Origin of the sequence: Klebsiella sp. CN_Kp100 (assembly GCF_040065315.1) — a bacterium.
Classification (GTDB): Bacteria; Pseudomonadota; Gammaproteobacteria; order Enterobacterales; family Enterobacteriaceae; genus Klebsiella; species Klebsiella oxytoca.
The window spans coordinates 250,889-268,841 of the sequence record NZ_JBEAIJ010000001.1; the positions used below are offsets into that span (position 1 = coordinate 250,889).

Consider the following 17,953-nt stretch of genomic DNA (forward strand, 5'->3'; position numbering starts at 1 on the left):
GATTGGTTGCGGGGGCCGGATTTGAACCGACGACCTTCGGGTTATGAGCCCGACGAGCTACCAGGCTGCTCCACCCCGCGTCCGTGGAAGCGCACTATACTCCGCTAACGTTTTGATGCAACCCTTTTTGGCAGAAATCATCAATTTTGTAAAAAATGGTGCATATAGAATCACTTCCAGCCTATTTTTTGCGCAAAATTGCCTTTGCGGTACCTAAGCGCATTTCATTAGCCCTGGGGGTTTGTTATCTTCATCACGCACCCGGGCTTAGCAGCATAAAGAAGAGATACCATGAAAGGACGTTGGGCAAAATATGCAGTAACAGGCGCAATGCTGGCAATGCTGGCCGCCTGTTCCTCAAAACCGACCGATCGCGGTCAGCAGTATAATGAAGGTAAACTCACCCAGCCGTTTTCATTGGTTAACCAACCTGATGCGGTAGGTTCGCCGATCAACGCCGGCGATTTCTCCGAGCAGGTGAGACAGATTCGTAGCGCCTCTCCGCGCCTCTATACCAGCCAGAGCAACGTCTACAATGCGGTTCAGGAGTGGCTGCGTTCCGGCGGCGATACCCGTACGCTGAGCCAGTTTGGTATCGACGCCTGGCAGATGCAGGGAACGGATAACTACGGTAACGTCCAGTTTACCGGCTACTACACGCCCGTGGTTCAGGCGCGCCATACTCGCCAGGGCGAGTTCCAGTATCCGATTTACCGGATGCCGCCGAAGCGCGGCAAGCTGCCGTCCCGCGCCAGCATCTACGCCGGGGCTCTGAGCGACAACTACATCCTGGCCTACAGCAACTCGCTGATGGATAACTTCATCATGGACGTGCAGGGCAGCGGCTACATTGATTTTGGCGACGGCTCGCCGCTGAACTTCTTTAGCTATGCCGGGAAAAACGGCTGGCCCTATTACAGCATCGGTAAAGTGCTGATCGACCGCGGGGAAGTAAAGCGCGAAGATATGTCGATGCAGGCAATTCGCGAATGGGGCGAAAAGCACAGCGAGGCGGAAGTCCGCGAGCTGCTGGAGCAGAACCCGTCGTTCGTCTTCTTTAAACCGCAGTCCTTCGCGCCGGTGAAAGGCGCCAGCGCGGTGCCGCTGATCGGTCGCGCGTCGGTGGCCTCCGACCGTTCCATTGTTCCTGCAGGCACCACGCTGCTGGCGGAGGTGCCGCTGCTGGATAATAACGGTAAGTTTAACGGCCAGTACGAGCTGCGTTTAATGGTGGCACTTGATGTTGGCGGGGCGATTAAAGGCCAGCACTTCGATATTTACCAGGGCATTGGCCCGGATGCCGGGCACCGTGCCGGCTGGTATAACCACTATGGCCGCGTATGGGTGCTGAAAAACGCCCCGGGCGCAGGCAACGTCTTTAGCGGCTAGTGCTCACATTTTCCCCGGTCGCGCTGCGCTTACCGGGGCTACGGTCGCCTGGATAAGCCATTGACGACGTAATCCGGGAATATTTCCCGGAGCGACGGCTGATTTTGTTGCCCGGGTAAGGCCCTTGCCTCGCGACCCGGGAATGTCCACTTATTTTGAGGTTATATGTCTGTTGTAATTAGCGATGCCTGGCGCCAGCGCTTTGGCGGCACGGCGCGTTTATATGGTGAAAAGGCGCTGCAATGTTTTGCCGACGCGCACGTCTGCGTGGTCGGCATCGGCGGCGTAGGCTCATGGGCGGCGGAAGCGCTGGCGAGAACCGGAATTGGCGCGATTACCCTCATCGATATGGATGATGTCTGCGTGACCAACACCAATCGCCAGATCCACGCCCTTGGCGGCAACGTAGGTCTGGCGAAAGCCGAGGTGATGGCGGAACGCATTCGCCTGATTAACCCCGAGTGCCGGGTGACGGTGGTGGACGATTTTATCACGCCGGAAAACGTCGCCGAGTATCTGGGCGTTGGCTTTAGCTATGTGATCGATGCCATCGACAGCGTGCGCCCGAAAGCGGCGTTAATCGCTTACTGTCGTCGCCATAAGGTGCCGCTGGTCACCACCGGCGGCGCGGGCGGACAAATCGATCCGACGCAAATCCAGGTCGCCGATCTGGCGAAAACCATCCAGGATCCGCTGGCGGCAAAGCTGCGTGAGCGTTTGAAGAGCCAGTTTGGGGTGGTGAAGAACAGCAAAGGTAAGCTCAACGTGGATTGTGTGTTTTCCACCGAAGCGCTGGTTTATCCGCAGGCGGACGGCAGCGTTTGTGCGATGAAAAGCACCGCTGAGGGGCCGAAGCGAATGGATTGCGCATCCGGGTTTGGCGCCGCGACGATGGTAACCGCAACCTTTGGCTTTGTCGCCGTCTCCCATGCGCTGAAGAAAATGCTGGCGAAGGCGGAGCGGCAGACGGCGTAAATTCCCGGGTCGCGGCGCAGGCGCCTTACCCGGTCTACAAGACAATTCCCCGGAGGCGGTGCTGCGCACCTGGCCGGGCGACAAAACGGCACGAACCCGTAGCCCGGCAAGGCGCGTCAAGCGCCGCCCCCGGGATGAGCTTAAACCTCAACCTCGCGGGCGGCGGCGAGCACCGCCTCACTCAGGGCGTTGAGCCCCTGGCTGCGCGAGGCGCTCAGCTGGCCGCGCAGCCCCAGCGCATCAAATAGCGCCTGCGGATCCTGCGCCAGCAGATCAGCGGCGCTTTTGCCTTCAATGGCGGTCAACAGCACCGCCAGCATGCCGCGTACGATACGGCCTTCGCTATCGCCGAAGAAATGCAGCTTGCCGTCGACGTCAATGAAGTGTCCCAGCCAGACGCGGTTTTCACAACCGGCAATCTCTTTGGCCCGCGCTTTGAGGTCGTCCGGCAGCGCAGGGAGCTGCTTACCCAGTAAAATTAGCTGGCGGTATTTATCCTCCCACTGGCTGAGCGGGGTAAACGTCTGGAGAAGGGTCGCTTCGGTGACGCGGGTACCAAAAGGGTGAGAAGTCGTCATTAATCCACCAGTATTTCCAGAGCGCGGTCCACGGCGTGCACCAGCGCGTAAACATCGTCCTGCGTGTTATAAGGCGCGAATGAGGCCCGCAGGGTACCGCTGACGCCAAGCGCCGCCAGCAGCGGCTGAGCGCAGTGCTGACCGGCGCGCAGCGCAATCCCCGATTCCGCCAGCAGCGTCACCATATCGCTATGGTGAACGCCGTCAAAATCAAACGCCAGCAGGCTGGCGTCCTGGCAGCGGAACGAACGGAATCCCGGACGTTTCGCCAGCTCCTCTTCCGCCAGCGTCGCCAGCCCACGGCTCCAGTTTTCCGCCTGTGCGATATCCGTCTCGTCCAGCCACTCCAGCGCTGCGCTCAGGCCAATCACCCCGGCGATATTGGGCGTTCCCGCTTCGAAGCGCCAGGGCGCGGGCTGGGTTTTAAAGCCGTCGAAAGTGACTTCGGCGATCATTTTACCGCCGCCGAGCCACGGCGACATTTTCGCCAGCCGTTCGCTTTTGCCATACAGCGCGCCGATGCCGGTCGGCCCGTAGAGCTTATGGCCCGAAAAAGCATAAAAGTCGATATCCAGCGTCTGAACGTCCGCCGGGAAATGCACCGCCCCCTGCGCGCCGTCGACCATTACCACCATCCCGGCATCGTGGGCCAGGCGAATCGCCTGTGCCAAATCCGGACAACCGCCGGTGACGTTGGACATCTGGCCAATCGCCAGCACCCGGCTGCGCGGCGTGATGAGCGCGCCAAGCGCGGCCACGTCCGGCAGGCGATCGGGAGCGATCGGTAGCTTCACTATCCTCGCGCCGGTTTGCTCTGCAACCATTAACCACGGCACCAGATTGGCATGATGTTCCGCTTCGCTGACGATAATCTCATCGCCGGGCTTCAGGCGCGGGCGCACGTAGCATTGCGCCACCATGTTAATGGCTTCAGTGGTGCCGCGCGTCCAGACGATATCCTGGCCGGAAGGGGCGTTGAGCAGCGCCGCCACGCGTTCGCGCGCGTTTTCATAGCGGTCGGTTAGCTGCCGGGCGGCAGCAAACTGGCTACGGTGGACGTTACCGCCGCTGAGGCGATAGAACTGATCGCTGGCCTCAATGACCGCCAGCGGCTTGAGCGCCGTCGCTGCGCTATCAAGATAGACGCCAGCGTCGGCCAGCGCCGGAAACTGAGCGCGAAATTGGGCGGGGTTGAATGCGTTCATGAGACTCCTCGTATCGATACCAGGATCGTCGCGCAAATCAGCGGGTGATACAAGTTTTCTGCTAACTACTGGAATTTTCTGAATATGAATTCGCCGGCGTGAAAGATGGTTATGCTAAATAGTGTTGGGTTTGTGTTTTAACCTGGTACAGAACGAATCATAAACAGTATAAATAGTCGTAAGGAGAGAAAGATGAAAATGAATAAGACTGCCGCCATTATTTCTGCCTGTGTGCTGACCTTTGGCCTGAGCGCCTGTTCCTCTAACTACGTGATGCACACTAACGATGGGCGCACTATCGTTACCGACGGTAAACCGCAAACGGACAATGATACTGGCATGATTTCGTACAAAGATGCCTGGGGTAACAAGCAGCAGATTAACCGTTCTGACGTCAAACAGCTGGGCGAGCTGGATAACTGATTCAGGTATAGCAGGCAAAAAAAAGCACCGCGCAGTGCGGTGCTACATTAAATCACTATGGACAGACAGGGTAAATGTACAGGAAGTGAAAAGGGGTAGCTTCGCTACCATGGTCCGCAAACCCGGACCAATTGCAAACACAACAACACAACATCACAACCGTAAGCCAAAAGCTTGTTGGAACACGCATTCCAAAAAAAGCTCTTCGTTCCGGCTCAGGAAGTGCCGCCACTATAGGTATTTGCTGGTAGAAGCTCAACGGACAAATTATAATAGCTCAGATAAAAAAAACTAATAGGTTAACTGTTGTTTCCTATTTGTTAAATTGCCTTAACATCTAAGCCAGAATAACTATGTCCAAGCGTTTGCCACCTCTGAATGCATTACGTGTTTTTGATGCAGCCGCCCGCCACCTTAGCTTCACTCGCGCCGCCGATGAGCTTTTTGTGACGCAGGCCGCAGTCAGCCACCAAATCAAGTCCCTGGAGGATTTCCTCGGCCTCAAGCTGTTCCGTCGACGCAATCGTTCTCTTCTTTTAACGGAGGAGGGGCAGAGCTATTTTCAGGATATCAAAGAGATTTTTTCGCAGCTCACCGAAGCGACCCGCAAGCTTCAGGCCCGAAGCGCAAAAGGGGCCTTAACCGTCAGTATGCTCCCCAGTTTTGCCATCCAGTGGCTGGTGCCGAGGCTGACAAGCTTTAATTCAGCTTATCCGGGAATCGATGTCAGAATCCAGGCGGTAGACCGCCAGGAAGATAAGCTGGCCGACGATGTCGACGTGGCAATTTTTTATGGCCGCGGCAACTGGCCGGGGCTGCGCGTGGAAAAACTGTACGCCGAATATCTGCTTCCGGTATGTTCCCCGCTTTTACTTACCGGCGATAAAGCGTTGAAAACGCCTGCCGATCTGGCGCAACATACCCTGCTGCACGACGCTTCCCGCCGCGACTGGCAAACTTATACCCGTCAGCTGGGTCTAAACCATATCAATGTTCAACAGGGACCTATTTTTAGCCACAGCGCAATGGTGCTGCAGGCGGCAATCCATGGACAGGGGGTCGCGCTGGCCAACAATGTGATGGCGCAGTCCGAGATTGAGGCAGGCCGACTGGTCTGCCCGTTTAATGATGTTCTGGTCAGTAAGAATGCGTTTTATCTCGTTTGTCATGACAGTCAGGCAGAACTGGGTAAAATAGCCGCCTTCCGCCAGTGGATTCTGGCAAAAGCGGCTAATGAACAAGAAAAATTTCGCTTTCGTTATGAACAATAAATCATCGTAGGGTAAACACATGACCAGCCGTTTTATGCTGATATTCGCCGCGATAAGCGGTTTTATCTTTGTGGCTTTGGGCGCGTTTGGCGCGCACGTTTTAAGTAAAACGATGGGCGTTGCGGAAATGGGCTGGATCCACACCGGCCTGCAGTATCAGGCTTTCCATACGCTGGCTATTTTTGGCCTGGCGGTGGCGATGCAGCGCCGCATCAGCATCTGGTTTTACTGGAGCAGCGTCTTTATGGCGCTTGGTACCGTTCTTTTTAGCGGCAGCCTCTACTGCCTGGCGCTATCGCATTTACGCCTGTGGGCGTTCGTTACGCCGGTAGGGGGCGTCTGCTTCCTCGCCGGTTGGGTATTAATGTTAATTGGTGCAATTCGTCTGAAACGTAAGGGCGTTGTTCATGAATAAAGTTGTCCTCTATTGTCGCCCTGGGTTTGAGAAAGAGTGCGCAGCAGAAATTACCGATAAGGCCTCGCGCCTTGAAGTATTTGGTTTTGCCCGGGTCAAAGATGACTCCGGCTATGTGATTTTTGAGTGCTATCAGGCTGAAGATGGCGAAAAGCTGGTGCGCGAACTGCCGTTCAGCTCGCTGGTATTTGCCCGCCAGATGTTTGTGGTCGGCGAACTGCTGCGCGATCTGCCGCCGGAGGACAGGATTTCCCCAATCGTCGGTATGCTGCAGGGCGTCGTGGAAAAGGGCGGCGAGCTGCGCGTAGAGGTCGCCGATACCAACGAAAGCAAAGAGCTGATGAAGTTCTGCCGCAAGTTTACGGTACCGCTGCGCGCTGCGCTGCGCGAAGCGGGCGTGCTGACCAGCTATGAAACGACAAAACGTCCGGTGGTGCACGTTTTCTTTATCGCGCCGGGCTGCTGCTACACCGGCTATTCGTTGTCTAACAACAACTCACCGTTCTATATGGGCATTCCGCGCCTCAAGTTTCCGGCCGATGCGCCGAGCCGCTCGACTCTCAAGCTGGAAGAGGCGTTTCACGTCTTTATTCCGGCGGATGAGTGGGACGAGCGCCTGGCGAACGGTATGTACGCCGTGGATCTCGGCGCCTGCCCCGGCGGCTGGACCTATCAGCTGGTGAAACGCAATATGTGGGTCTCCTCGGTGGATAACGGCCCGATGGCGCAAAGCCTGATGGATACCGGCCAGGTGACCTGGCTGCGCGAAGATGGCTTCAAGTACCGCCCAACGCGCAACAACATCTCGTGGATGGTGTGCGATATGGTGGAGAAGCCGGCGAAAGTGGCTGCGCTGATGGCGCAGTGGCTGGTGAACGGCTGGTGCCGTGAAACCATCTTTAACCTTAAGCTGCCGATGAAAAAGCGCTATGAAGAGCTGTCGCGCAACCTGGCCTATATCCAGGAGCAGCTGGATGAGCACGGCATCAACGCGCAAATCCAGGCGCGCCAGCTGTATCACGATCGCGAAGAGGTGACGGTTCACGTTCGTCGCCTGTGGGCTGCCGTCGGCGGTCGCCGCGACGAACGCTAGTTTGCCCCTTTTGCAGGCCGGATAGGGTGTTAAGCCGCTATCCGGCGCTGCAATAGCCGTTACGACTGCGACACGTCCGAAACAATATGCGTCACATCATCCAGATGGCCAATTCGGGCCTCCCCTGAACGATTAAACTTGCTCTTATCAATCAGCAAAAGCGATTGCGAGGCGCGCTTAAGCAGCAGCGATTTGAACTCGGCGTTGACCGTATTTGAATCCCAGAGCGCGCCGCCGCTGTCGATACCTTCACAGGAAAAAATGAACAGATCGATCTCCAGCGATTTGAGCTGGGAGATAAGCGATGAACTCACGTAACAGCCGTATTTACGCTGAAGCGTCCCCCCGGAGCAGGTGAGCTGAATATTCTCTCGCTTGCTCAGCTCCTGGCATATCGGCTGACTGTTGGTAAAAACGTGAAGGTTGAGATCAGGTAGCTGGCGAGCCAGGTACCAGCAGGTGGAACTGGCATCGAGGGCGATAACCATCCCTTCGTCTATCCAGGCCAGCGCCTCGCGGGCGATATCCGCTTTGTGCGCATAGTGGCTTTTTAAACGAATATGAAAAGGGTCGCCGCTGTCCTGGCTTTGCCGGTGAATGACTTTTGCCCGACCGTGGTTACGCAGTACTTTTCCCTGGGACTGAAGCTCGCTGAGATCGCGGCGGATGGTTTCTCTGCTGACGTTAAGCTGTAGCGATAAGGCTTCGGTGGTCAGACTATTATGGTTTATGAGCAGGTCTAGTATCGCTTGCTGTCGTGCCGCTTTCATTTTTCTCACCCTGGCGTTCGCTGAGCGCCCGCACCAGACGGGCGCTGCGGCATGAGATTACGGCGTTACTCCTTTTTTTAAAAGAATATTCCCGTACTTAGCGCGCTCACCTGTGATAACGATCGCAAAGGCTTTTTGCGCCCGCTCGTAGAAAGCAAAGCGGTCAATGCGGGCGATCTCAGGGCAGGGCGCGGCGGCGGAAAGCGCCTCGCGATAGCGCGTTTCGACCTGCGGGTCGAGGGTGTCGCCTTCCACGGCGGCCATCATCACCAACGGCGGAGCGTAGCTGTCTAACTCAAACAGCGGAATAATCGCCTGCAGCAGGTCGCTTACCCGCAGACCGTCGGCGCGAATGACCTGTGGACCCATGCTGTGCGCCGGGAAGTGGGCATCGGAAAAGACGATCTCATCTCCGTGCCCCATTTCCGCCAGGACTTTCAGTAGCTCCGGCGATATTAACGGGGAAATCGTTTTTAGCATCTCATACTCCCTCAATCATTTCGGGTTCGGTTTGCGGGTAAAAATAGCGATACTGATAGCTCACCTGCGCTCTGGCCTGTTCAGGGCTGTGGAATTCACCGACGCCGTACCAGCCAAACATGGCGGCGCCAGCCACGGTGGTTTCGGCGTCATCCAGTACTTTGACAGGCATATCGAGCGTATTGGCTTTGATCTGATTCCACAGCGCGTTGCGGCTGCCGCCGCCGACCAGCAGCAGTTCGCTGGCGTTAAAATGGCCGATTTTTTGTAGCGTTTGCAGGTTACGCGCCAGCTGTTCGGCTAATCCTTCCAGCGCGGCGCGATAGAAATGGCCGCGAGTGGTATTCAGCGTGACGCCCTGCCAGCCCGCATTCCGGCAGGAGAGCAGATCGCACTGCATCCTTACCCCCTCAGAACCGGCGGGAATGACGCGCGCTTCTTCAATCAGCGTGCGCCACGGCGTTTCTGGCGTCCACAGCAGCTGGCGTACCCACTCCAGCACGCCTGAAGCCAGCCACTGCATACCGGGGTTATAGCATCCCGGCTGGCTATCCAGTTCGCAGGTCGATCCCGCATAGTGGCTGAGCAGCGGCGTATTCACCTGAACGCTGCGCACCATCAAAATTTCCCACGTACCGGAAGAGAGCACCGGTTCATCCTGCTCCGCGCCAGCGCCAAACAACGCGAACTGGGTATCGTGCCCGGCGGAGATAACCGGGATCCCGGCGGGTAATCCCAGCATCTTCGCGGCATCGTTTTGCAGGGTACCAATCTGCTGGCCCGCCTCCACCAGCCGGGGAAACAGGCGGCGCGGCAATCCCGTCGCCTGCAGAATCTGCGCGCTGAAATCTCGCTGGTGGATATCCAGCATCTGGCTGGTACCCGCCATGGTGATATCGGTCGTGAATTCCCCGGTCAGGCGCTGGTTGATCAGCGAGGAGATGAATAGCCAGGCATGGGCCTGCTCCAGCAGCTGCGGGTGGTTTTCTTGCAGCCATATCAGCTTATAGAGGGTGTTAAAACCAAATGCGCCGACGCCGGCGATCTGCTGGAGCTGCTGCGCGGGCATAAAGCGGCCGATATTGTCCATCACCGCTGCGGTTCGCGGGCATTTCCAGCTGATGACCGGATAGAGCAGCTTGCCCTGTTCATCCACCAGCGCGCCGTCCACGCCGAAGGTGGTGACCGTGATGCCGCGAACCGTGCAGGATGAGAGCGCATCGCCAATCTGCCGACAGCACTCGGCGAAGCGTTGCAGGATGGCCTCCAGCGACCACTGGTGCCATGCGCTGTTCTCCACGGCGATATCGCTGGCGTTAGCCGTTGCGGCGCGGGCGATAATATTCCCCTGGCGATCAACGGCAATCGCCCTGACGTTGGTGGCGCCGCAGTCGAGAACCAGGATGACTTCATTCTTCATAATCTCTCCCGAGACGTTGCCGGATGGCGGCGTAAACGCCTCATCCAGCCTACGGAGACGTTATCATCCGTAGGCCGAATAAGCGCAGCGCCATCAGGCATTTTTAACGTTTATACAGCGGGCCGTAGTTCTGGCAGGCGCGGTAATCCTGGCCTTCGCTATCCATCCCGTGCGCAGCCCAGCTGGACGGGCGGTAAATTTTCGCCTCTTCTACGTTATGCATGCATACCGGGATCCGCAGCATAGACGCCAGAGTGATAAAGTCGGCGCCAACGTGGCCGATGGTCAGCACGCCGTGGTTAGCGCCCCAGTTCGCCATCACCGAGTAGACGTCGGAGAACGGGCCCTTACCGGTCAGGCGCGGCGCAAACCAGGTGGTGGGCCAGGTGGAGTTGGTGCGGGCATCCAGCCGATCGTGCATCTCTTTCGGTAGTTCCACGCTCCAGCCTTCGGCGATTTGCAGAACCGGGCCAAGGCCTTTAATAATATTCACGCGAGTCATGGTAAAGGGCACGCCGCCTTCGGTCAGAAAGCGAGAGGAGAAGCCGCCGCCGCGGAAATATTCATGAATCGCCGGGCACCATTCGGTGGCGGCGAGGCAGGCGTCGGCCTCCTGCTGGCTGATTTCCCAGTGCGGCTTCATGGTTGGCTTGCCATCCGCATCGCGCTGTTTGCAGGCGCCGTCCAGCGCCGCCGAACCGGAGTTGATCAGATGGATAATGCCGTGTTCCGCCAGCCCGGTGAGCGGCTGGCCGGTGACGCGTTCTACCGCTTCCGGCGACCAGTAGGTACGCACGTCGGCAAACACCTGGGCGGTACCGGTCAGCTGATGGCCCATCAGCATCGCCACGCCGTTGAGGCTGTCGTTTTCCGTGGCGACAACGAAGGGTTCGCGTACGCCATTCCAGTCGAACGAGCTGTTAAGCAGCGCCTCGGCGGTGTCGCCGTTAGGGTATTGATCGGTCCAGTGACGCTGGCCCTGGAAGCCTGCGGCAATGGCGTTGTAGCCCAGCGACTCTTCGACCAGTCCTTTTTCCGCCAGCTTCTTGTTGCCCTGCATCATGTCGCGAATGCACATCGCCATCAGCAGGCTCTCTTTGAGTACCGCGCGGCTCTGCTCGGCATTACGTTTATACTGCTGCGCGTTCTGGTCTTCGCCGTAGCGGAAGGTTTTATCCGCCCACGCCAGCGCCATTTCCAGCTCGCTTTCATCATAGATTTTCTGATCGATACGGCGGCGCAGTTCGGTCATATCCACCGCCTGGACCTTCATACCGAGCCAGGACTCGAAGAAGTTGTGATCGACGATAGAACCGGCGATTCCCATCGATACGCCGCCGACGGAAAGATAGCTTTTGCCCTTCATGCTGGCGACCGCTAAACCGGCGCGGGCAAAGCGCAGCAGTTTTTCTTCAACATCAGACGGAATGGAGGTGTCGTCGGCGTCCTGTACGTCGTGGCCGTATATGGAGAACGCCGGGATGCCCTTCTGGCTGTGGGCCGCCAGCGCTGCCGCAAGGTAAACCGCGCCAGGTCGCTCGGTGCCGTTAAAGCCCCAGATAGCTTTTGGCCGCATCGGGTCCATATCGATAGTTTCGCTGCCGTAGCACCAGCAGGGGGTGACGGTGATGGTGACGCCGACGTTCTGGCTGCTGAATTTCTCTTCGCAGGCGGCGGATTCCGCCATCCCCGCAATGCAGCTATCGGCGATGACGCACTCGATCTGCGCGCCGCAGGCGTGGCGCAGCTTTTCCGTAATCAGCGCAGCGGTAGCCTTCGCCATATTCATGGTTTGCTCTTCCAGCGACTCGCGTACCCCCATGCGGCGTCCATCGATCACCGGGCGAATGCCAATTTTCGGTAAACTGATTTTTTTCATTCCAGATCCCTCACGTTATGCGGATAAATGTTTAGTTAGCTGCCGTTTGCGAACGGAAACGGGCAAAGATGAAGATGACGGCAAAGCACAGCGCCGGTACCAGCTCGGCGGTAGGGATGTTGCCGGCGGCGTCGCTGACAAAGCCCATAACCGGAGTGACGATGCCGCCACCAATAATGGTCATGACGATAAACGAGGAGCCGTACTTGGTGTCCTGCCCCAGATTCTTGATGCCCAGCGAGAAGATGGTCGGATACTGAATCGACATAAAGGCACTGCACAGCGTCAAGGCCAGCAGGCCCACATGGCCGCCGCTGAAAGCGGAGATCAGGCACAGGAGCATGGCGAGCAGGGCATAGGCCGCCAGCACTTTATGCGGCGCGAAGCGGCTGATGAGCCAGGTGCCGGAGAAACGGCCGATAAAGAAGCACACCATAGTGCCGGTCAAATAGTTGGCGGCGAAACCGGGCGTCATGCCGGGGATCTCTTCGATGGCGTAGCGAATCAGATAGCTCCAGCAGGCGGTTTGTGCGCCGACGTAGCAAAACTGCGCCAGCACCGCCCAGCGCCAGTGGCGAACGCGCACCAGGCGGGCAATAGAAGCGGAGAAGGAACTCTGGTTGGCATCACTGTGGTCGTCGCTCTGCAGGGCCGGAAATTTGGTCAACATAATCAACAGAGCGACCAGTAAGACAACCGCGACGATGATCATATAGGGGGTTTGCACCGAGAGCACCAGGCTGTGCTTATAAGCGCTAAGCTGCTCCGGAGCCATTTTATCGAGTACATCCTGCGATTGATGCGGCACGTTAGACAAAATAAGGCTTTGCCCAAAGACCACCGCAATAATGGCGCCAAAAGAGTTAAAGGTCTGCGCCAGATTAAGCCGGAAGTGGCCGCCGCTTTCTGGCCCTAACACGGTAACAAAAGGGTTTGCTGCAGTTTCTAAACAGCCTAACCCCGCCGCAATAATAAACAGGCCGATCAGGAATAAGGTATAATTCATGACCTCGGCGGCGGGCCAGAATAGCGCGGCGCCAAAAGCGTATAAGAATAGCCCGGTAATAATGCCGGCTTTGTAACTGAGTTTTTTCATCAAGATCCCGGCCGGGATCGGAATAACAAAATAGCCAAAATAAAAAGCGGATTGAATCAAACCAGCCTGGAAGTTAGTTAAGGTAAAGGCTTGTTGAAATTGTGGTAATAAAATATCGTTAAGATTATTAGCGACCGCCCAAAGAAAAAATAGCGAGCACAGCAGGGCAAAGGGAATAATGTAGCGCTTGCTTTGCCCTGTCTCGACCGCATGAAAACTCTGCGTTTGTATCGTTGTGTTTCCCATAGCATCCTCATTGGTTCAGAAGCGTATTCAGCAGCCGGCTTTGCCCACCAGACCGCAAAAATCAGGTGAGTTCCTGTGACGAGAACGATGATGAAATAAACATCGCGGGATGAACTCATGAATTCATTTTCAAATAAAAAATGCCTTTTAATATGATGGCGGTCACACTAAGCATGCGGTGAGTGATTTTATGTGATTATCATCACTTTAATAATCAGCAAAACATGACCGTTTGAGAAAGATAATTCTAAAACCCACAGAACGAATGCCCGATTTAATTTATAATGTGGAAAACGGTCAGTTGTTAACATTATCGGTAAAATGACCGTTTTTAAATCTATTGATGATAACGGGCATTTTTTCACAACGTAAAAATGAGCAAACGGTTTTTTTAAGCTGAAATAAGTGAGGGGTATCACAGAACCAGTGGATGTAAATTCCTTTCTGATTATTCGGGATGATGATGGTGAGCAATTATTTGATTATTCAACAGCGTCGGCGCGCCATGCCCGGCGAGCGGTCTGTTGTCGTATTGCGCATTATTAAGAGAGGTAAAGAATGGAACGTAATAGACTGGCCCGGCAGATTATTGATACCTGCCTGGAGATGACCCGCCTGGGGTTAAATCAGGGGACGGCAGGCAACGTAAGCGTGCGGTACCAGGGGGGGATGCTGATCACACCAACCGGTATACCTTATGAAAAGCTGACGGAAGCGCACATTGTTTATATCGATGCCGAAGGTCAGCATGAACAGGGCAAACTGCCGTCCAGCGAGTGGCGTTTTCATATGGCGGCTTATCAGACGCGTCCTGATGCTCATGCGGTGGTGCATAATCATGCGGTTCACTGCACGGCGGTATCGATCCTCAATCGTCCCATTCCCGCCATTCACTATATGATTGCGGCGGCCGGCGGTAACTCCATTCCTTGCGCACCCTATGCCACTTTTGGTACTCGTGAGCTGTCTGAACACGTGGCCGTGGCGTTGAAAAATCGCAAAGCGACCCTGCTGCAGCACCATGGCCTGATCGCTTGTGAAGAGAATCTGGAAAAGGCCCTGTGGCTGGCGCATGAAGTTGAGGTACTGGCGCAGCTCTATCTCAGCACCCTGGCCATCATCGATCCGGTGCCGGTGCTTGATGATGAGGCTATCGCCATCGTGCTGGAGAAATTCAAAACCTACGGATTGCGTATCGAAGAGTGATCTCGTACGCGAACGTTTCTGCCGGCTGCGGTGTACAGATTCACCGCCGTCTGCGACTGGGTAACCCGGACAGATGCGCAGCATCGCCTCCGGGAAATTCAGCCACGGTGCACTTTGGTCCCGGGGGCGGCGCTGGACGCGCCTTGCCCGGGCTACAGGTACTCCGCCGTCTGCGGGCCGGTAGTCCCCACGGTTCACCGCCGTCTGCGGTTGGGTAGCCCGGACAGATGCGCAGCATCGCCTCCGGGAAATTCAGCCACGCTGCGCTCTGCTCCCGGGGGCGGCGCTGGACGCGCCTTGCCCGGGCTACAGGTACTCTGCCGTCTGCGGGCCGATAGTCCCCACCATTCACCGCCGTCTGCGATTGGGTAGCCCGGACAGATGCGCAGCATCGCCTCCGGGAAGCTGTGTGCTCCGTAGCCTGATGCTATCGTGCCAGCCGCAGCTGCTGCAGGTTGCCATCCAGCTGTAAATCGGTTTGCAGGCGCGCGATTTCCCGGCAGGTGAAGGCCATCTCTTTGTGTTCTTCCAGCTTTTTACGCCACTTCTCCGGCACGTCCGCCAGCCGGGCGTAGATCCCTTCCAGATCCTGAAAATCGGTTAATAACTGGGCTGCGCTTTTGGGCCCAATGCCCGCCACGCCGGGAACCCTGGAGCTGCTGATGCCCGCCAGCCCCCAGTAGTCGGGTAGCTGCTCCGGCGTCACGCCGAACTCTTTGGCGATAAACGGCGCGTCGAGCCAGCGTTTCTGGAAATAGTCGCGGATGCGGATCGTCGGCGACAGCAGCTGGCAGTAGCCTTTGTCGGTTGAAACGATGGTCGCCTGGTGCCCGGCCTGCGCCACCTTAACCGCCAGAGTCGCGGCAAGATCGTCGGCTTCGCTGCCGCTGAGCGCCCAGCAACGAAACCCGCGCTGCTCAAATGCCGCCCGCAGCGCCGGCATTTCCGCCTCGAGGGTTTCCGGCATCGGCGCGCGCCCGGCTTTATAATCGGGCAGGCGCTGGTGCCGCCAGCCGTGTCCGCGATCTTCGTCATCAAATACCGCCACCACGTGGGTCGGCTGGCTGTGGAGCACCAGCTGCTCGAGGGCATGTAAGCAGGTATCGACGCAGGGTGAACCCTGCACCGCGTGGATGCGGCGAATCAGATTAAGTGCGTCGACGATGAGTAAATGAACGGCCACGATTCTCCCCTTAAAACCTGGCCCATCAGGCTATTTTATTTGCTGGTTTGACGCCGGGCAGTGTGCAAAAGCCTCACGTACTACCTCTACGCTCCGGCTTCTGCGCGCTCTTCGGGCCAAACTGTCTGCAACGATGATGCCTGGTGGGTTAGGCTCCTGTTCTCAATGCTTTTTAGGGTAACATCGCCGCGCCGATGAGGCTATTGGCGCCTGTAAAATCAGGAAGATGACTCGCAGTTTCCGGCTAATCGACGTGCATCAGCAGGCCGAGATCGCTATTGGTGGCTTCGCCGTACCACACGGCTTCGCGCACTGAAACCGGTTTGTTGATAAGCCCCAGCGCGTAAAACCGATCGGCGATACTTTGCTGGGCGCGAATCACTTTAAGGTCCATTGTGCGCGGGCGATGGCTGCGGCGCGCCAGGGCTCGGGTCAGAGAAGCGGCGTTAAGACCCAGCTCGGCGGAGAGCAGCTCCGCGGCTTTTTCCCGATGCTGGTCGATAAACTGCCCGGTCTGCGCCAGCTCGGCGAATAGCCGCTGCATAATATCGCTATTGCGGCTGGCGTAGCCGCGGCGCGACAGATAGAACTGATGGTTGTTGACACGCCCCTCGCCGCTGGCTACTACCCGTAATTCGCCGCTATCTTCCGCGTCGCTAAGCAGTGGATCCCACATCATCCAGGCGTCCACCGCCAGGTAGTCGCTGGCGGTCAGCGGATATTTTGGCGGAATATAGACCACTTTAACGTCGTTTAATCCCAGCCCGGCCTCTTCCAGAATATGCAGCAGCAGCCAGTGCACGTTCGAACCTTTATTCAGCGCGATACGCTTGCCGCGCAGGTCGGCAATGGTGCGAATGTCGCTGTGCTGTGGGACGACCATGGCCACGCTTTGCGGCGCGGGCGGTTCCCAGGCGACGTAGACCAGCTCGCTATTATTGGCCTGAGCGAAAACCGGCGGCGCTTCGCCGGTGGTGCCAAAGTCGATTTCATCGCAGGCCAGCGCGTGCAGGAGCTGCGGCCCGGCGGGAAACTCGCTCCACAGCACGCTGACGCCGCGGCTGGCAAAGGCTTTCTCCAGACTTTGCCGCGCCTTCAGAATGCCAAGATTGCCAAAACGCTGGAAGCCGATGCGCAGTTCCCGATCGCGAGAAACGTTATTGACCGCCGCTCCGAAGAGGGGTTCCTGGCGGCGGCGGCTTTTAATGATGCCAAAATTGGCCAGCTGCGTGCGCAGCGTGTGGCGGCTAATGCCGAGCAGCGCTGCGGCCTGGCTTTGGTTATCGTCGCATTGCGCCATCGCGCCGCGAATCAACGCCCCGGTGACCCTTTCCCACAGCGGCTCGCCCGGCAGGGAGAGTTGATGACGAATAAAGTCGTCCAGTTCGTTATCGCTTACCGCCGGAGAGGCGTCGCTTAGGGTGGTTAACCGGAGCTGAGCGGGGGCGATCTCCTCTTCTTTACTCAGCAATACCGCATTATGCAGAGTGTTCTCAAGTTCGCGAATATTGCCCGGCCAGGGGTACTCCATCAGCCTTGCCAGCGTCTCCGGGGCCAGACGACGAACCGGTCGACCCAGGCGGCGGGCGTAGAGCGTAAGGAAATGGTCCGCCAGAACGGGAATATCCTGGCGGCGCTGGCGCAGCGGCGGCAGCGGGACGATGGCGATATTCAGGCGATAGTAGAGGTCTTCGCGGAAACGACGCTCGCGGATAGCCTGCATCAGGTCTACGTGGGTGGCGGCGATCACCCGGACATCGACCTTAATCGCTTTACGCGAGCCGACGCGGGTAATTTCGCGTTCCTGCAGGACGCGCAGAAGCTTCACCTGGAGCGCCAGGCTAAGTTCGCCGATTTCATCCAGCAGCAGCGTGCCGCCGTCTGCCGCTTCAAACCAGCCGGGATGGCTTTGCACCGCGCCGGTAAACGCGCCTTTTTCATGGCCGAACAGCTCCGCTTCCGCCAGGCTTTCGCTGAGCGCGCCGCAGTTAACGGCGAGAAACGGCCGCTGACGACGCGGACTATGATGATGCAGGTAGCGGGCGACAACCTCTTTACCAGTACCGGTTTCGCCGACGATCAGCACGGTCGCTTCGGTGGGGGCCAGTTTATCCAGCAGGCTCTGAAAGGCTTTTGACGCCGGATCGATGAGCGCGGGCGTGGCGGCTGGGGTTTGCGGATTCAGCATGGGTGACCTCCGGTATGTGATGTCCTGAACTTATCCTGTGCCGGAGACGGAAACCAGAGGGCAAACCTGTCGTGCTGCTGCAAAGGCGGCAGCCTGAACGCATTGGCTGCTGCATTTGCGACAGCGTTATAAAACT

At 57.4% G+C, this 17,953-nt stretch carries 16 protein-coding genes and 1 tRNA gene; 7 read left to right on the forward strand and 10 right to left on the reverse strand.

From position 1 onward, the window contains the following. Positions 1–3: 3 nt before the first annotated feature. Positions 4–80: transfer RNA gene (locus ABLV12_RS01220), tRNA-Met, on the reverse strand. Positions 81–291: 211 nt separating this feature from the next. Between ABLV12_RS01220 and mltA the strand changes: the two genes are divergently transcribed. Continuing rightward, a complete protein-coding gene (mltA, locus tag ABLV12_RS01225) occupies positions 292–1,389 on the forward strand; it encodes a murein transglycosylase A (RefSeq protein WP_004105083.1) in 1,098 nt (365 codons plus the stop codon). 165 nt (positions 1,390–1,554) lie between these two features. Continuing rightward, the gene (gene tcdA / locus ABLV12_RS01230; protein ID WP_348866728.1) at positions 1,555–2,364 is read left to right on the forward strand and encodes a tRNA cyclic N6-threonylcarbamoyladenosine(37) synthase TcdA; all 810 of its coding nucleotides are present in this window, start codon (positions 1,555–1,557) and stop codon (positions 2,362–2,364) included. A gap of 140 nt (positions 2,365–2,504) precedes the next feature. On the opposite strand, the gene csdE is transcribed toward tcdA, so the two are convergent. Then, positions 2,505–2,942, reverse strand: coding sequence for a cysteine desulfurase sulfur acceptor subunit CsdE (gene csdE / locus ABLV12_RS01235; protein ID WP_348866729.1), 438 nt, complete (start codon positions 2,940–2,942; stop codon positions 2,505–2,507). Then, positions 2,942–4,147 carry a cysteine desulfurase CsdA gene (gene csdA / locus ABLV12_RS01240; RefSeq protein WP_004105078.1) on the reverse strand — a complete coding sequence of 402 codons (1,206 nt, stop codon included), beginning with the start codon at positions 4,145–4,147 and terminating at the stop codon, positions 2,942–2,944. Before csdA ends, csdE begins: the two co-directional genes overlap by 1 nt. 198 nt (positions 4,148–4,345) lie before the next feature. On the opposite strand from csdA, the gene ABLV12_RS01245 reads away from it, so the two are divergent. The 4 genes from ABLV12_RS01245 (at position 4,346) to rlmM (ending at position 7,349) form a co-directional block, all read left to right on the forward strand. Beyond that, positions 4,346–4,570 (forward strand): YgdI/YgdR family lipoprotein, encoded by a 225-nt coding sequence (locus ABLV12_RS01245; RefSeq protein ID WP_024274638.1) that lies wholly within the window; start codon positions 4,346–4,348, stop codon positions 4,568–4,570. Positions 4,571–4,923: 353 nt separating this feature from the next. After that, positions 4,924–5,841, forward strand: a complete 918-nt coding sequence (gcvA, locus tag ABLV12_RS01250; RefSeq protein ID WP_004114967.1) for a glycine cleavage system transcriptional regulator GcvA — start codon at positions 4,924–4,926, stop codon at positions 5,839–5,841. A 19-nt stretch (positions 5,842–5,860) separates the two neighbouring features. Beyond that, the gene (locus tag ABLV12_RS01255) at positions 5,861–6,256 is read left to right on the forward strand and encodes a DUF423 domain-containing protein (protein ID WP_004105073.1); all 396 of its coding nucleotides are present in this window, start codon (positions 5,861–5,863) and stop codon (positions 6,254–6,256) included. Continuing rightward, entirely contained in the window at positions 6,249–7,349 is a 1,101-nt protein-coding gene (gene rlmM, locus ABLV12_RS01260; RefSeq protein WP_004114964.1) for a 23S rRNA (cytidine(2498)-2'-O)-methyltransferase RlmM, read from the forward strand. The genes ABLV12_RS01255 and rlmM overlap by 8 nt, the downstream gene beginning before the upstream one ends. A 59-nt stretch (positions 7,350–7,408) precedes the next feature. On the opposite strand, the gene fucR is transcribed toward rlmM, so the two are convergent. The 5 genes from fucR to fucP form a co-directional block, all read right to left on the reverse strand. Beyond that, positions 7,409–8,119 (reverse strand): L-fucose operon activator, encoded by a 711-nt coding sequence (gene fucR, locus ABLV12_RS01265; protein WP_004105071.1) that lies wholly within the window; start codon positions 8,117–8,119, stop codon positions 7,409–7,411. Between the two features lie 57 nt (positions 8,120–8,176). Continuing rightward, positions 8,177–8,599 carry an L-fucose mutarotase gene (gene fucU, locus ABLV12_RS01270; RefSeq protein WP_004114960.1) on the reverse strand — a complete coding sequence of 141 codons (423 nt, stop codon included), beginning with the start codon at positions 8,597–8,599 and terminating at the stop codon, positions 8,177–8,179. 1 nt (position 8,600) lies between these two features. Then, on the reverse strand, positions 8,601–10,019 hold the full coding sequence (fucK, locus tag ABLV12_RS01275) for an L-fuculokinase (RefSeq protein ID WP_160886995.1): 1,419 nt from the start codon (positions 10,017–10,019) through the stop codon (positions 8,601–8,603). Between the two features lie 103 nt (positions 10,020–10,122). After that, positions 10,123–11,898 (reverse strand): L-fucose isomerase, encoded by a 1,776-nt coding sequence (fucI, locus tag ABLV12_RS01280; RefSeq protein WP_023321544.1) that lies wholly within the window; start codon positions 11,896–11,898, stop codon positions 10,123–10,125. Between the two features lie 31 nt (positions 11,899–11,929). Beyond that, entirely contained in the window at positions 11,930–13,240 is a 1,311-nt protein-coding gene (gene fucP, locus ABLV12_RS01285) for an L-fucose:H+ symporter permease (RefSeq protein ID WP_064397402.1), read from the reverse strand. Between the two features lie 558 nt (positions 13,241–13,798). On the opposite strand from fucP, the gene fucA reads away from it, so the two are divergent. Beyond that, complete coding sequence (gene fucA, locus ABLV12_RS01290; RefSeq protein WP_004114950.1) at positions 13,799–14,446, forward strand: L-fuculose-phosphate aldolase; 648 nt, start codon at positions 13,799–13,801, stop codon at positions 14,444–14,446. 427 nt (positions 14,447–14,873) lie between these two features. Here the strand turns inward: fucA and xni are convergent, their stop codons facing one another. Together xni and ABLV12_RS01300 are read right to left on the reverse strand one after the other, a co-directional pair. Further along, entirely contained in the window at positions 14,874–15,629 is a 756-nt protein-coding gene (xni, locus tag ABLV12_RS01295) for a flap endonuclease Xni (RefSeq protein ID WP_004105061.1), read from the reverse strand. Positions 15,630–15,873: 244 nt separating this feature from the next. Then, positions 15,874–17,817, reverse strand: coding sequence for a sigma-54-dependent Fis family transcriptional regulator (locus ABLV12_RS01300; protein ID WP_265782742.1), 1,944 nt, complete (start codon positions 17,815–17,817; stop codon positions 15,874–15,876). Positions 17,818–17,953: the final 136 nt, after the last annotated feature.

What these genes read in the sequence shown, in the direction of transcription:
- mltA (WP_004105083.1), top strand. Translation starts at nt 292, where the DNA reads ATGAAAGGACGTTGGGCAAAATATGCAGTAACAGGCGCAATGCTGGCA.
- tcdA (WP_348866728.1), top strand. Translation starts at nt 1,555, where the DNA reads ATGTCTGTTGTAATTAGCGATGCCTGGCGCCAGCGCTTTGGCGGCACG.
- csdE (WP_348866729.1), bottom strand. Translation starts at nt 2,942, where the DNA reads ATGACGACTTCTCACCCTTTTGGTACCCGCGTCACCGAAGCGACCCTT.
- csdA (WP_004105078.1), bottom strand. Translation starts at nt 4,147, where the DNA reads ATGAACGCATTCAACCCCGCCCAATTTCGCGCTCAGTTTCCGGCGCTG.
- ABLV12_RS01245 (WP_024274638.1), top strand. Translation starts at nt 4,346, where the DNA reads ATGAATAAGACTGCCGCCATTATTTCTGCCTGTGTGCTGACCTTTGGC.
- gcvA (WP_004114967.1), top strand. Translation starts at nt 4,924, where the DNA reads ATGTCCAAGCGTTTGCCACCTCTGAATGCATTACGTGTTTTTGATGCA.
- ABLV12_RS01255 (WP_004105073.1), top strand. Translation starts at nt 5,861, where the DNA reads ATGACCAGCCGTTTTATGCTGATATTCGCCGCGATAAGCGGTTTTATC.
- rlmM (WP_004114964.1), top strand. Translation starts at nt 6,249, where the DNA reads ATGAATAAAGTTGTCCTCTATTGTCGCCCTGGGTTTGAGAAAGAGTGC.
- fucR (WP_004105071.1), bottom strand. Translation starts at nt 8,119, where the DNA reads ATGAAAGCGGCACGACAGCAAGCGATACTAGACCTGCTCATAAACCAT.
- fucU (WP_004114960.1), bottom strand. Translation starts at nt 8,599, where the DNA reads ATGCTAAAAACGATTTCCCCGTTAATATCGCCGGAGCTACTGAAAGTC.
- fucK (WP_160886995.1), bottom strand. Translation starts at nt 10,019, where the DNA reads ATGAAGAATGAAGTCATCCTGGTTCTCGACTGCGGCGCCACCAACGTC.
- fucI (WP_023321544.1), bottom strand. Translation starts at nt 11,898, where the DNA reads ATGAAAAAAATCAGTTTACCGAAAATTGGCATTCGCCCGGTGATCGAT.
- fucP (WP_064397402.1), bottom strand. Translation starts at nt 13,240, where the DNA reads ATGGGAAACACAACGATACAAACGCAGAGTTTTCATGCGGTCGAGACA.
- fucA (WP_004114950.1), top strand. Translation starts at nt 13,799, where the DNA reads ATGGAACGTAATAGACTGGCCCGGCAGATTATTGATACCTGCCTGGAG.
- ABLV12_RS01300 (WP_265782742.1), bottom strand. Translation starts at nt 17,817, where the DNA reads ATGCTGAATCCGCAAACCCCAGCCGCCACGCCCGCGCTCATCGATCCG.